13 protein-coding genes are annotated in these 13,943 nt (G+C 44.0%); 1 reads left to right on the top strand and 12 read right to left on the bottom strand.

Translation table 11 applies throughout. The features are described from left to right. Positions 1-25: 25 nt before the first annotated feature. From tynA to F885_RS04345, 10 genes are all read right to left on the bottom strand, one after another. Positions 26-2,341 (bottom strand): primary-amine oxidase, encoded by a 2,316-nt coding sequence (gene tynA / locus F885_RS04300; protein ID WP_171068227.1) that lies wholly within the window; start codon positions 2,339-2,341, stop codon positions 26-28. Positions 2,342-2,544: 203 nt separating this feature from the next. After that, positions 2,545-3,462 carry a transcriptional regulator FeaR gene (gene feaR / locus F885_RS04305; protein ID WP_004805411.1) on the bottom strand — a complete coding sequence of 306 codons (918 nt, stop codon included), beginning with the start codon at positions 3,460-3,462 and terminating at the stop codon, positions 2,545-2,547. A 197-nt stretch (positions 3,463-3,659) separates the two neighbouring features. Then, positions 3,660-4,619 carry a p-hydroxyphenylacetate 3-hydroxylase reductase component gene (locus tag F885_RS04310; RefSeq protein ID WP_171061097.1) on the bottom strand — a complete coding sequence of 320 codons (960 nt, stop codon included), beginning with the start codon at positions 4,617-4,619 and terminating at the stop codon, positions 3,660-3,662. Between the two features lie 66 nt (positions 4,620-4,685). Further along, the gene (locus F885_RS04315; RefSeq protein ID WP_005321707.1) at positions 4,686-5,639 is read right to left on the bottom strand and encodes a PDR/VanB family oxidoreductase; all 954 of its coding nucleotides are present in this window, start codon (positions 5,637-5,639) and stop codon (positions 4,686-4,688) included. A gap of 34 nt (positions 5,640-5,673) precedes the next feature. Continuing rightward, a complete protein-coding gene (locus tag F885_RS04320) occupies positions 5,674-6,411 on the bottom strand; it encodes an SDR family NAD(P)-dependent oxidoreductase (protein ID WP_005321705.1) in 738 nt (245 codons plus the stop codon). Positions 6,412-6,421: 10 nt separating this feature from the next. Further along, positions 6,422-6,907 carry an aromatic-ring-hydroxylating dioxygenase subunit beta gene (locus F885_RS04325; RefSeq protein WP_005190574.1) on the bottom strand — a complete coding sequence of 162 codons (486 nt, stop codon included), beginning with the start codon at positions 6,905-6,907 and terminating at the stop codon, positions 6,422-6,424. Positions 6,908-6,917: 10 nt separating this feature from the next. Further along, positions 6,918-8,195: an aromatic ring-hydroxylating oxygenase subunit alpha gene (locus F885_RS04330; RefSeq protein WP_005321703.1), complete on the bottom strand. Its 1,278-nt coding sequence runs from the start codon at positions 8,193-8,195 to the stop codon at positions 6,918-6,920. 30 nt (positions 8,196-8,225) lie between these two features. Continuing rightward, complete coding sequence (locus F885_RS04335) at positions 8,226-8,753, bottom strand: nuclear transport factor 2 family protein (protein WP_005321701.1); 528 nt, start codon at positions 8,751-8,753, stop codon at positions 8,226-8,228. Positions 8,754-8,794: 41 nt separating this feature from the next. Beyond that, entirely contained in the window at positions 8,795-9,961 is a 1,167-nt protein-coding gene (locus F885_RS04340) for an acyl-CoA dehydrogenase family protein (RefSeq protein ID WP_032859703.1), read from the bottom strand. 18 nt (positions 9,962-9,979) lie between these two features. Further along, entirely contained in the window at positions 9,980-11,092 is a 1,113-nt protein-coding gene (locus tag F885_RS04345) for an amidase (protein ID WP_005321697.1), read from the bottom strand. Between the two features lie 148 nt (positions 11,093-11,240). On the opposite strand from F885_RS04345, the gene F885_RS04350 reads away from it, so the two are divergent. Beyond that, positions 11,241-11,708 carry a MarR family winged helix-turn-helix transcriptional regulator gene (locus F885_RS04350; RefSeq protein ID WP_032811936.1) on the top strand — a complete coding sequence of 156 codons (468 nt, stop codon included), beginning with the start codon at positions 11,241-11,243 and terminating at the stop codon, positions 11,706-11,708. 57 nt (positions 11,709-11,765) lie between these two features. Here the strand turns inward: F885_RS04350 and F885_RS04355 are convergent, their stop codons facing one another. Together F885_RS04355 and F885_RS04360 are read right to left on the bottom strand one after the other, a co-directional pair. Then, positions 11,766-12,755: a 3-hydroxybutyryl-CoA dehydrogenase gene (locus F885_RS04355; protein WP_005321694.1), complete on the bottom strand. Its 990-nt coding sequence runs from the start codon at positions 12,753-12,755 to the stop codon at positions 11,766-11,768. 1 nt (position 12,756) lies between these two features. Further along, complete coding sequence (locus F885_RS04360; protein WP_005321692.1) at positions 12,757-13,863, bottom strand: NAD/NADP-dependent octopine/nopaline dehydrogenase family protein; 1,107 nt, start codon at positions 13,861-13,863, stop codon at positions 12,757-12,759. Positions 13,864-13,943: the final 80 nt, after the last annotated feature.

The following is a 13,943-nucleotide window of genomic DNA, read 5'->3' as shown; positions in this document are numbered from 1 at the left end:
TACCCATGTCACTTGATCTGCGTTGTTAGTGATGCTCGTGCTGGCCATGTTCCTGTTCAGCACCCAAATTCAAGGTCGGGGTATTGTCAAAGAAGTTCCAAGGCTTGATCAAGGTATAGACCCACTCCGTCGGCATGATTGGCCATTCTTCGGCACGTGCCACATGGGTGGTTCCTGTGGTCATCCACACCACAAGGTCTTTATTTTCAATATTTTCATTGTTCTGAATAAACTGACCTAAACCCGTATCATGGGTTGAACGATTCGAATATTTCCCTTCAGGAAAACGTTCATCTGGCTTGTATTGTGTCACCCAAATTTGTTTATCCATAAAGTTAAGGCGTTTGAATAGCCATTCATCTGGGGCAAAATTGGCCCCTTTCGCTACTGGGTGAGTGCCACCCGCAAACGGAATCAATTGGTAAGAAACCGGATTACCTAATTTATTTTCCTTATTGAAATTGGTGAGTAAACGAATAGTAGATGGATCAAACTTTTCAGCCGCATTTTGCTCATTGCTAATCACTTTACTATCAATTTGCATCGTGCTTGTACGCACACCACCTCGATCATTGGCCTTCACCACAGGGTCCATATGCATAAAGCTGTTGTTTTCCCCATCCACATCCAGATCTAAGCGGAAGTTATAGATATGTTGATGCGTGGTTCCAACAATATTATGGTCAATTAAAGTGCCATATTTAGTGTCTTCTTTGGCGGTACTGTCATGCATGGTACGGGCTTTAACCCCTTTCACCGCTTCAATTCCTGTCGCACCCGCATTAATGCCAATCACACCATTTTGAGCAAAGACCCAGTCAAACATGTAATCGTAATTACCCACCGTACTAATCCAGCGCACCACAAGTTCACGGCGTGCTTCGCTAGCATCCTGATCACCAAAAATCTCTTGGTGTTTATACTCAGGCCCTGCATAACGCTCAAAAATGGCGATTGCATTTGGAATCACTTGTGGTTGGCCTTTATAGTCAGCAATGACCGCATCCAGTAACACCGCATTTTCTGGCGCATCGGTACCCAGTTGAATATTTGAGGTCAGGGTTCCCATGCCATACTCGCCTGAATCCAGATAAGATTTGAAGTACCATCCCATATCTGGGTCACCATAAGGAACCACCATGCCACCCAGGTTCCCTTCATACATGACCTTGCGTTTTACCCCTTTATCCTTATAGGTCACGGTTGAAAGTTGCAGGCCGACACGTGAGTCTAGTGCGACATGGAAACACCAGTTCCCCCAATGTACGGTTTGTCCTGTAATGGTAAAGTTCTTGCCTTCAGGTTCACTGATATTGAGCGGTTTAATTTTCGGTGGCTGAGTATTCTTGGTGGCATAAGGACGGTCTGTCATCGGTACAGGAATCATTGCCCCTTCTTCAATTTTAATAATTTTTTCTTTGTCTAAATCCACCACTGCGACAAGGTTTTCAATCGGATGCGCCCAATAGTTACCGTCTCCCGTATCCAGATAAGACACCACTTTTAAGACGTTAAGCTGTTTATCCAAGCCATCTTTACCACCAAAATAGCCCACCGTTAATGGATTGGTGATCACTTTCTTCACATCAGTGATGCCACGTTTACGTAAAGCATCCTGATATTCTTTGCTGGCCTCAATCACACGCTGTACCGTTTCAAAGTTATCCAGTAACACCATGCCGTGTGTATCTTTAAGAACATTCCATTTTGTGACTTGCTGCGTATTCAGGTTCACTTCGCCTTCAATCGCCTGATTACCTTTCAATAAAATGAACGATGCCACCCGATCATCTTTGTATTCTTTATGATTGATAAAGAAATCCCAGACTTTGGCCTTTTCTGGCTCTTTCAGCTTCAACTCGGCAAAACGCATATTTTTATAGGCATATTTTGAGCGATTAATGACGTCAAAGGTCTTTTTGATTTCAGCTGTATTTAGACTATTGAGCGGATGAAAGGTATTTTCAATTTTAAAGGTTTGATCTAAACCCGACTGAAACACCTCATTGAAAAAGTCTTTCCCAATAACAGGTTTACCGTCTTTGATTAATACCGGGACGCTCAGCTTTAAGGGTTTTCCATTCACCAAGACCTGATCTGAATTGGGTTTAGCTCTGACCACTATAGAACCTTTGGAGATGGTATAGCTATTAGTGAAGTCATCCTTGACCACTTTGGCACCCTGCTCACTCATGTTTTGATAGAGTGGCACCAATTCGGCAGCCTCACCATGTGCATAAGCGGTGCTATGAACAGCACATAAACTCGCAGCGATGGATAGGTTAAACGCCAGTATTTTTTGTATCTCTTTGAATAATCTTTGTTTATGCATCACGTTGATCCTTTTTCATCTATCCCTGAGCGATCTGTATCAGATCGTTAAAATGCTCTTTGCTCTGTGTGCAGCGGCTAAAATCAACTTCATATTTCAAGTCGATTGAAGCGCTTTAATCATCCCTTATTGATTTAATTTCAACACAGTTACATGGGTCTAGCTTGTCCAAGAATGACGCGGAACTTGTCTAAAAATGACATCTAAAATGTTTAAGCCAACATCGTTTCTCTAAATTCTTTCGGAGAGATGCCATAGGTTTTTTTGAAGATCTTTGAAAAATGAGCACCATCCCAAAAGCCCCATTTCAGCGCGATTTGAGTGATCGAACTCTGCTTGTTTCTTTTATCCAACAGATCTGTTTTGACCTTCTCGAGTCGTTTGATCTGTATGTATTTATTAATCGATAGATTTTCTTGCACAAATAATCGATACAGATGCCGTAACGATACCCCAATATGTGCGGCAATCAACTTGGGAGAGAGATCAGGTTTTGTCAGATTTTCAATAATATAGCGCTCGGCTTTTTCCAAAAGATGATTCTGATTATTATTGATGTTTTTATAATTAATGGTCGGTTTGATGAGGGCAATCAGCGCATCTTCAAAGGCATTACCATCTTCCGATGCATACCAGAGCTTGATATTTTCAGGCGACATATTTTTCAAAATATTCTTCAGCAGAAAACCACTCATATTTTGGGTGATCAACTTGCCAAAATATTCAGAACTAATATTCTCTTTCAGCAACTTTTCTCGCGACAGATGCACTGAAATTTGACTGACCAAGCCTTGTGGAAACATTGAAATGGTTTCAACGGGATCGACCAAGACAATATCACCCTCATTTAAGGTCAAAGTTTCATTTTTATATTGCAGCAGCATTTTGCCCGAATTCTGCAAAATCAAAAAACAGAAGCGATTATTGACCCGATCGATTTCATCCGCCTTTCGGACAATTTTATTGGCATTATTTTTAATAAAGGCAATCTCGGTATCACCCAGTAAAAAACATTGCACTTCGCCAATAAATAAATGTCGTGTCCCATCAAAATCTGTTTCAAAATTGCCGCACACATTCTTGATATGATGCGTCCACGTTAACAGCGCATCACTCACATATTGGTTCATCCCTTCGCTCCCCTGTGCCGCACAATTGCTAAAGTTTGTTGTTTAGCACTGGCGCTCTGTTTTGGCTTGTATGCAATCATGTTTGATCAATAAACAAGTTGCGTGCCAAAAATTCCTCATCCCTGGAATTCTTTTTTGATTAGAGTCAGCTCGATCAAAAGCTGATAAATGAACTCAATTTATCAGCTTCACCCAGCTTATGCTACACCAGCAAAGTCTCTTAGCATGGTGATAAAGGTCTCCTTTTGCTCATCCGAATATTTTTCAAACACCTCATTTTGATGACTATCGGCAATATCAAATAGATAATGCGCAGTTTTCTTGCCTTTTTCGGTGAGTTTGAAAAAGCCGTCACTCTCAATCAGCAAACCATCTTTTTTCAGAATGGTCGCTGCCTGCTCCACTTCACGCATCGGCATGGCAATATCACGCGGCAAATCTGCTTTATTCGACGCAGTACCACTGCCCAGTACCAATAATAAACGTGCTTCACTGGTGCGGAATCCTGTCACTAGCTGCTTGGGAATATAATCAGTTTGATAGAATTTAAAAGCCCGACTCATCAAATAACAGACATTGCTATATAAATGCCCTTGATGCATTTCACCAATATCTTCAGCTTCAACGGTGTCTTTTAACTGCAATAACGGATGTGGAATCACGCCCGAATAAGCCCCTTGGTGATACACCAGCGGACTGCGTCCTTCATCACGAAAACGTACCACTTTACCAATAATAATCCAGTGATCCCCACCTTCAATAATCTCATGGCGTTCACATTCAAACACCGCAGAACAGTGGTCTAAAATAGGCGCTTGACCCGAACCCGTCTGATAACTGGTACCTTCATACTTATCGATATTACGGCGTGAAAATTTATTCGATAATTCGATCTGCGAGCCCGATAAAATATTCACTGCAAAATGTGAAGCCTGTTCAAATACAGGGAAACTGGATGAGTTTTTATCAATACTCCATAAAATCAGCGGTGGATCTAGCGACACTGAATTAAAACTATTGGCAGTCACCCCTACTTTTTCACCCTGTTCATTTTGCGCGGTCACAATGGTGACACCTGTAGCAAAATTGCCCAAAGCACGTCTGAACTGCATTGGATCTATTGTGATTTCATCCATTGATTTTAGTGAATTCATTATTCTCTCCTGAATCTTTTATCCTATTTCTGGCCGATATTGGATAGCGATTTATCCTGATTAAATCGCTTAAATATCCAGTACCAATCGTGCTGACTTAGAACGTGAACAGCACACCAAAATCTGCTCATTACTGGCCTTTTCTTCATCGGTAAAATACACGTCACGATGATCAGGTTCGCCTTCGATCACATCGCACATACAGGTCCCGCAAACGCCTTGTTCGCACGACATTTCAATCTCAATACCTTCACGCGCCAAGGCCTGCAAAATAGTTTCTTCTGCATTGACCAGAATGATCTTGCCGCTTTGCTGTGCCACCACTTCAAATGCATCACCACCTGTTTCAACTTCAACCTGAAAATATTCCTTATGAATCTGCTGTTCAGGAAAGTTTTGTGTCAGGGCTAGATTGATCACCCAATCCATAAATCCATTCGGACCACAGGTATAGATATGGCTGTCTTGATCAATGTCTTGAATGGCGGATTGGAAAAACTCACGGTGACTCGCCCCTTCCGATTTAAAATGAAAGGTCGTGAAAGGCGCCAAGATGCCATTTTTGATTTCATCGACAAAAGCACAGCGTTCTGGGCTTGCACCGCAGTAATGCAGTTCAAAAGAAGTGCCTTCCTGTGCCAATTGATAGGCCATGGTAATTAGGGGGGTAATCCCGATACCGCCTCCCACCAGTACCGCATGTTTGGATTTCACTAAAGGAAACAGGTTCTTCGGTTCGCTGACCTGAATCTGCATGCCATTCTTTAAATCATCAAAGGCCGAGACTGAACCACCACGTGATTCGGGATCACGTAGAATCCCGAGTCGGAACTTACCGACATCATTCGGGTTCTGGCACAATGAGTACTGACGCACCATGCCATTCGGGAGGTGCACATCAATATGCGCACCTGCTTCAATTTTGGGTAATACGGTCGAATTTGCAGATTCAAACTCCATGACTGCAACATTCCCACCTTCGACATGACGGTTTTTTACCACCACGTTATACAGTATCGTCATGATTTCTCTCCCTGATATGCATCTCGCCGAAGGCTTAACGCATAAATAATCCACCGTTAATATCCCATGTTGCCCCAGTTACAAAGGCAGCACTTGGACTGGCCAATAGCGCACAGGTCTCGGCAATAAATTCCATGCTGCCTAATGCCTTGACGGGGATATTTTGAATAAACTGCGCCATTTTTTCGTCAGACACCACGCTATGTACAATCGGTGATTCCATTGGCCCAGGTGCAATCGCATTTACCGTCACCCCTTTGGCTGCAAATTCTTTGGCAAAGATTTTGGTTAGGGTAATAATTGCGCCTTTGGTGGACGCATAATGCGCACCCGTTGCAGTACCGCCATTTTGCCCTGCCAAAGACGCCATATTGACAATACGACCATAACCTTGATCTGCCATATATTTGCCAATGATCTGGCAAGACTGAAACGTGCCACGCTGATTCACTTGCGTGATCATGTCAAAATCCGCCGCGCTAATCTCTAAAACCGGTGTTGCTTTGGTCATGGTGGCATTGTTGATTAACACATCCAGTTTTGAGAATGTCTGCTGAATCCACTGCACTGCGGCATGAAAATCTGCCTCAACCGAGATATCCAGTTTCAGTGGAAATAGATTCTGTGCATGCGGACTACGTGCTTTGGCTTGCTCTGCTTTCTCTAAAGTACTGGCAGAAAGAATCACCTGATGCCCTTGCGCTGCAAAATATTCGGCAATGACATTCCCTAAACCAGAAGCGGCACCTGTGACTAAAACAACCTGTTTCATTTTTTCACTCCTAGAGAATGTAGCTGATACCTGCCAAGGTATCGGTTGAGTTAACTAAATTGATAATTTTGCGGTTGATCTTAAAGCCTTGTTCCGCATCACGAACCAAATGAAAAGTCACATCAGCGGTATAATGCTTGAGGTTTTCTTTACGGAATTCACGCAAGTTCTGTGCACAACGCAAAATGATTTCACCCTCTTGATCTTTGACGATGCGGATACGCGAAACACTACGCACGGTATTGGCTTTGGGTGCAGTTGAAATCGCCTCACCATTTTCCAGACGCTGGACCCGCAACTTACGCATATGATGATCGTCATAGGCATAATTCAAATTATTTTCATAATCGGTCAGTTTCGGATCGATCGGGATGATATACACGCCTTTTTCATTCCACAGATCCAGCCAAGTATCATGCTCAGAATGGTCCAGCATATCGGCTTCTGCCCAGATAAAAGCGGTCACTTCATTCAGTAAATTTAAATCAATTTTCATGGCGCTCTCCTTAAGCCGTCATCATCTTTTTCCACTGCTGATAGGCAGCGCGCATCCCTGTTTCAGCACTGACATCGCTTTTTAAGCCATCTTCAGTTTTGACTTCACCTGGCAGGCCACGATTCAGCATGATCCATAAATCATTACCTGCATTGGCACCATGTTGTACACGTTCCCACGCTTCTGAATCATCTGGCGTACCAAAACCAAATGGACCTTGGAAATGTTCATGCAGACGTAAGCGATATTGGTTGGCAATTTGTGGACCACCATCCATGGTAATTACAGAATGATGAATCTCAGTTTCATTCACTGAAATCGGCTGCATAACGCGGAAGAACGCCATTGAACAAGCAATGTTCGGGAACAGGTTCAGGTTGAAACCAGAACCACCCACAGCACGGACCATACGACGCACTTCCAGTTCTTCATGCCCTTCATCACGTAAGGCTTGGGCAAGGTCTTCAAAACGTTCCTGAATTGGACGTTCCATTAACTCTTCATCCAAGTCAACCAGTTCAGGAATCATCACCATGACACTGTGACCATTACCGAGGTCTTCAACATAGCCCGGCTGATTTTCAAAGTTAAACAGTTCTTCAGTTTTTTCATCAACTGAACTTAAGAATGACTTGTGTACCAATGGGAAGTGATAAGCATCGGTCGTATTTTCCAATTGGATTTTCCAGTTACCCGGAAAACGGAAACGATGCTCGCCCAAGACTTTAATTGGGTAACCTGCACCTTGTTTCATAAACAAGTCGATCCATTTTTTCGCAGCCCCCAAGAAATCTTCTAAAGGTTCAATGTCCTGTTTAAAAGTGGCGAAAATCATGCCGTTGTATTCTTCAACGCGCAGGCTAATCAATGGAAACTCTGATTTATCCAGACATTCGCCATAGCTTTCAGGTGAAGGTACACCACGTAATGAACCATCTAGCGCATAGCTCCAGCCATGGTATGGACAAACAAAACTGTTGGTTTTACCTTTTTTATGTTCACACACTGTTGCAGCACGATGACGACAACGATTGAGTAAGACATGGACTTTTTTCTTACGATCCCGAACCACAACCACAGGTTGTTTACCAATATTGATGGTCTTATAGCTACCACCATCTGGAATTTCGCTGGCATGTGCTACCCACACCCAAGTGCTGTAATAAATCTTTTCCATCTCATCTTCAAAGATTTTTTCGTCCTTATACAATGAGGTATGGGCACGATCACTTTGAACTAACTCGTTGTAATCCATTTCAATATTCTGCATTGGAATAATACTGTTCATATCCACGATCCTTTTCGGTCTATCCATTGGTTATTGCTGAGACGGCACTGGCAATGCGGCTGTGCTGTCCCAGTGAGATACAGGGCGACTGAAAATATTTTCAGTCTGAAAATGTTTGATCTTCCAACGTCCATCGTGTTGCTGTTTAAACTGCACCGTGAGTTTGGCGGCATTTAAATGGCTACGACCATCATGGAAGGTTGAGGTTTGCAACATCAACCAGTTGGCATTGGCTTGATCCGCTTCGATATACATTTGCTCTGAACTGACAAAATGCGCATTCATAACAAAATGCGACTGCTTTTGGGTATAGCTTTTGAACATGTCATAAATGGCTTGCCATGACGCATAGCGACCAAAAGACTCGGCATATTTTTCGCCTATGCCTTCCCAAATGCTGTCCTGATCAAATAAATCCATCAATTCATTCAGGTCGGTATCGGCATTCAAGGCATCACAAATTTCCATATAACGGTTAATGCAGTTACGGATCGCATTTTGGGCTTCAAGCTGTTGCAGGCGTTGTAACAGTTCCGTTATATCCATTGGCGCATTCATGTCACTCATCCTTGTTGCCACACGGGTTGATAAAATTAAGCTTATAAATAGCCAGGTGCTGGCTTCATGCCAAAGCTGACCAAACCTGCATTCTGTAAAGTGGCATCGCCCATAAAGGCATGCTGCGTCACCACATTGGTGTCATTGACAAAGCGGCTAAATGGATTGTGGGTATAAATCGCAGTCATGCCTGCCAGCATCTGGATTTTGCGAGTGACACGGGCACAAACTCGTGCCACATGGGTACAAGACAAACGCATGTCACTGATTTGTTCTGCAGTTGGCGTACGTCCTGCAACCACTTCATTCCAGACAATCTGCATGGTGTCGTAGAACCACACACGTGCAGCCTTAAACTCTGCTTCGACTTGGGCAAATTCATATTGGGTTACAGGTCGGCTGGCAATTTCCGCACCACCAGTAATTGAAGACTTGCCCGGTGCCAGTTTTTGAAATTCTTCGATCGCTGCGGCAGCAACACCAATCCCGACCACGGTTAAGACCTGAGTGGCTAAAGACAAAGATGGATATTTAAAAAATGGCTCAGGCAGTTTAGAAGGTTCACCACGAACAAAAGTCCACTCCTTCGCGACTAGCACATCTTTCACCACCAAATCATGGCTGCCTGTACCTTTCAGACCGACCGTGTCCCAGGTCATGTCGATTTGAGCTTTATTGGCTGGCATCACTGCCATGCGCGGTAAACCTTGGGCTTCGTTGTCCTTTTGTGGTGAAATCCCGACACCGACAATATCTGCGCCCATACAACCACTGGAAAACTTCCAACGTCCACTCACCACCACACCATCATCCGTAATTTCCGCAGGTTGTGGAGGGAAAATGCCACCAGCGAACACAATGTCTGGACTGTCTTTATACAGTTGCGCAAGCGTTGCTTCAGGCAAACTGCCCAAATAGGCCGGACTCATACCAAAACTTGCCACCCAACCGACTGAGCCATCTGCTTTAGAGAGTTGTTCAATCAATTCACAAAACTGTTTCGGTGACCATTCATTGCCACCAAAACGTTTCGGCACCAAAGCACGGTAAACGCCAATCTGTTTGAGTTTTTCAATGATATCCTGACTGACATAAGCTTGGTTATCGAACTCCCCTGTGCAGGCACGTTCACGAATTTCTTGACACAAGCGCTCTAATTCCGTTGTGGTTGTGCCCATGACAAATTCCTTTATCGATAAGTTATTCATTCCCTCATTCCTTTTCGGTTATTGCGCTGCACTCACGATATATTTCGCAACAGCACATAAATATTCATCGGCATTGTGTTTCGCCACGATTTGTAAGCCCACAGGTAATCCTTCACTCGTTTGTAGTGGGATTGAAATCGCAGGGTGTCCAGAAAGATTAAAAGGTCGAACCAGACCAGTAAGATTTAAAAAAGCCACAGTATTTTCAGCATCAGCAACTTTAGGTGGAATCTGCGGTAAGGTTGGTAAGATCAAGGCATCGTATTGAGTCAGTAAGGCATCAAGCTCGGCGGTAAAATCTGCTTTCACCTGCTCCGCCTGTTTGACTTGGGCCAATGTGGTGTCGGCTGCTTTCAGCAAACGTCCATTGACGTCAGCACCCAGTAAACCTGTTTCAGTCAACTCACCATAGGCCTGCCAGTTTTCATAATTGATGATCTGCATACCTGCATCAAAAGCAGCTTTAAAGCCTTTCAAAGTCACATCTGATACTGTCAGATTGGCTTGGGTCAGATATTGCTGGATCGTCTCAATGACGACTGAATCAGCAACGACATTGAGCCATGCCAGTTTCGGTACCTGAGTCAATTCAGTATGTTGATGGAAAGTGGGATCAATGATTTGCATTGCGGTTTCAATCATCACGACTGAATTTGCAAAGGGGCCAACACAATCCAGAGAACTGCTTGCTGGATGTACCCCAGCACGGCTGACACGACCAAAGCTGGGTTTTAAACCAAAAACACCGCAACAGGCTGCGGGCATACGAATCGAACCACCGGTATCCGTGCCTAAAGTAAAATCAGCTAGGCCTGCCGCAACGGCAGCCGCAGAACCACTTGAAGAACCGCCTGGAATAAGCTCAGGATATTTCGGATTAAGTGCCGTACCAAACACATGGTTAATGCCTGTGATCCCGAAAGCCAGTTCGTGCAAATTGGTCTTTGCAATAATTTGGCAATCCGCAGCGAGAATACGATTTACCACGTCCGCGTTTGTGCTTGCAGGTTGGTTGTGCATTAAGGCTTTGCTACCCGCCATGGTCTGCATACCTTGAATATCAATGGAATCCTTGACCATGACTTTCAAAGTACCTGCTCCTTTTTGTACCTCTTGTACAATAATATTCATTCACTTTTCCATGTATTTTTATACTTAATACAAATATCGGAAAAAGTAATGTAATTGTCAAGTATTTTTCGATACGAAGAATCAAGAAAATGTTTCTAATTTTTGTATAATGCTGAATGTCCATTTTTATAAAAGTAATGACTTGGCTATGCTTACTCATTTAGAACAATTTCTACCCAACAATGAACCGAGCAGCTTACAGAGCTATCCTTTTTTCTGGATCTCTCAAGTGAATGGTAAATACACACAACTTATTGAAAAATCAATTAAAAAATTAGGTATCGACAATACACGTCGTAAAATTATTTTAAGCACCAATGCGCTTGAACAAGCCAGTATTACCGAGATTGCCAACCTCTCAACCCTCAAGCTGACCACGGCAACCAAAGCCGTTTATCGCTTGGTTGAAGATGATATTGTGCAGGTGTTTTCATCAGAATCGGATGAACGTATCTCCATGGTCAAACTGACCGATAAAGGTAAAGAAATGGTTGAACAAATTAACCAGATCAGTCAGGTCACCTTATCTGGGATTCTGAACGCCTTTGATGATGCTGAATTGCATCAGCTGAATGGTCAATTAAAAAAGCTGTTTGATTTAATGCCCTCAAGCTAAAGCAACGACAAAAGCCCATGTCTATGCAGAGATGGGCAAAAGTGTGGACCAAGCTGATTACTGATTTAAAATATTAAACGGCGGCTTCAGCTGATTTGCAGCAATCCGATCTGAAAAGGTTTGTAAAACTTGCTGTTTATAAGCAGCAATATCGACCTGCTGATAATCATAAAAACCTTGCTGCTCGCGTAGACCATTGCGTTGCTGTCGCATATTCTCGGCAATAATCTCAGGCGTTCGATAACGCTCCCCGAGTTCCTGCTGCAAATATTGCGAAGCATAATACAAAATATCGCCGCCGCCCCAGTCAATAAATTCTAATAAACCCAATACCGAAAAACGCAGACCAAAACCCGTCCGAATTGCGATATCAATATCTTCTGCGGAAGCCACACCTTCTTCTACCATCCGTGCTGCTTCATTCATGGCCAAGGCCTGAATCCGTGGCACGATATAGCCCGCTTTGGCATGACAGACCACAGGAACTTTGCCAATGGTATGCAAGAAGCTTTTCAAGGTATTAACAGTCTCATCTGAAGTTTGCTCAGAACGACTTAATTCAACCAGCGGAATCAGATAGGCAGGATTGAGCCAATGCGCATTCACTACCCGCTCTGGCTGAGAAATCATCTGCGCAATATCAGTGACCAGAAAGGTCGATGTCGTCGATGCAACAATACACGTCGGTGTAATATATTGATCCAGCCAAGCAAAAATATCTTCTTTGGCTTGCCTGAGCTCGGGTACAGCTTCCATAACCAGATCACAATGGGCTAAGACTGATATTGAAGCCGTGCGACTTAGAACCTTAACCTGATCCAAAATAAAAGCTGTTTGTTCAGATTGAATAAACTGGATACTTTCCAGCAATCGCAATTCTTGTTTTAAGTCAGTTTGGACCTGAACCTGATATTGCTCAAACTCAGCCTCTGTGCGTTGTCGGGCATCGATTAAAGCCACCTTTAACCCCGCATAGGCAAAGGCAATGGCGATGGCCTTACCCATCCGTCCTGCACCCAATACTGCAACCTGTTGAATCGTTGTCATTTCAGACTCCTTGCTGCAAGATCGCTTGCAACTCAGCCTTACTTTTATCGGCTAGCCCCAGATTCTCAAAAGTCCGCCCGTCTTGGTATAAGTCTTTGCCCGTAACAGCAGATGCAAGATTCAACAAACCTTCAGCAACTGGGGTTGCGACACCCGCCCAACGCCCCACCGAAACCAGAAAGGATAGCCCGAGACGCGTATCTTCCAGCATGTAACGATGGGTCTGTAAGTTGATGTCCTCACGCCAGTCGCCACTATCGGTTAATTTGCCATGCGCCCCACGGCCATACATCCATTCATCCCCCTCACCGTCTTTATTGTAGTGATCAGCCAGTGGAAAGTGCGGCGCAGCATAGCCCAGTGCTTCCCGAACCTGCATGCGTTCGGCATCTAGCTGACTGGTGACACGGCGAATCGAGGGTTGAGTGCCTTCGTTATGGATATCCCACGCTTCGAAATGTTCCAGTGGCCCCGCATTCATCAAGATCAACGGTGGATGAATAATTGGCCCTGCATTCATTAATGCACCGCTGAGGCTATCTTCGATCGGCTCTACACTTGGATAAGCCTGTTTTAATACCTGAAACGCGTGTTCAGACAAATTGCTTGGGAATACCCCAGTCGGTAAACGGGTCGCATAACCACTGACCACGATCTGATTGACTCCATGCTTACGTACCAAATATGGCAGTGTGCCTGTTTCCGCAAAAGCCACTTGAGCGGTGTTACCTGCTTCACGCATGGCGTTGGCAAAAATAAAACTACCAAAGGTTGCAGGCGGTAAATACACCACCTGACCCGCTTGAAAGAAAGGCGCTGCCTGCTGAGCCAAATCCAGATGCGTGGTTGCGGGTAAAGGAATAATAATCAACTGGGCATGCCGGATGGCTTTTTCTAAATGATCCGAAAGATTAATCTGGCTGTTTTTAAAGCCAACACTCACTGTGCGCTCACCCTGATAATCTTTGATTTTAAGCTCACCTGTAGCAGCCAACTGTTGCAAAGCTTCATGGTCACGACGCCATAACACTACATCGTGGCCTTTTTCCGCCATCTCTGCTGCTGCGGCATAACATCCGTGTCCGCCACCGAGTACTGTAATTTTCATTTGCTTTCCTGCTGATTGATTTTCAATTCAGCATAAAAGAGAGCACGACCTGTGGCTTATCCAAATACGCAAGCGTTATT

It is taken from the genome of Acinetobacter higginsii, from assembly GCF_000369845.1.
GTDB classification, from domain to species: domain Bacteria; phylum Pseudomonadota; class Gammaproteobacteria; order Pseudomonadales; family Moraxellaceae; genus Acinetobacter; species Acinetobacter higginsii.
Note: the sequence above shows the minus strand (reverse complement) of the source record. Positions and strands in the feature narration are given on the sequence as shown.

Coding starts and splice junctions, on each gene's coding strand:
- F885_RS04325 (WP_005190574.1), bottom strand. CDS start 6,907: ATGAAAATTGATTTAAATTTACTGAATGAAGTGACCGCTTTTATCTGG.
- F885_RS04340 (WP_032859703.1), bottom strand. CDS start 9,961: ATGAATAACTTATCGATAAAGGAATTTGTCATGGGCACAACCACAACG.
- F885_RS04315 (WP_005321707.1), bottom strand. CDS start 5,639: ATGACGATACTGTATAACGTGGTGGTAAAAAACCGTCATGTCGAAGGT.
- F885_RS04320 (WP_005321705.1), bottom strand. CDS start 6,411: ATGAAACAGGTTGTTTTAGTCACAGGTGCCGCTTCTGGTTTAGGGAAT.
- F885_RS04360 (WP_005321692.1), bottom strand. CDS start 13,863: ATGAAAATTACAGTACTCGGTGGCGGACACGGATGTTATGCCGCAGCA.
- F885_RS04350 (WP_032811936.1), top strand. CDS start 11,241: ATGCTTACTCATTTAGAACAATTTCTACCCAACAATGAACCGAGCAGC.
- F885_RS04330 (WP_005321703.1), bottom strand. CDS start 8,195: ATGAACAGTATTATTCCAATGCAGAATATTGAAATGGATTACAACGAG.
- F885_RS04355 (WP_005321694.1), bottom strand. CDS start 12,755: ATGACAACGATTCAACAGGTTGCAGTATTGGGTGCAGGACGGATGGGT.
- feaR (WP_004805411.1), bottom strand. CDS start 3,462: ATGAACCAATATGTGAGTGATGCGCTGTTAACGTGGACGCATCATATC.
- F885_RS04335 (WP_005321701.1), bottom strand. CDS start 8,753: ATGAATGCGCCAATGGATATAACGGAACTGTTACAACGCCTGCAACAG.
- F885_RS04345 (WP_005321697.1), bottom strand. CDS start 11,092: ATGAATATTATTGTACAAGAGGTACAAAAAGGAGCAGGTACTTTGAAA.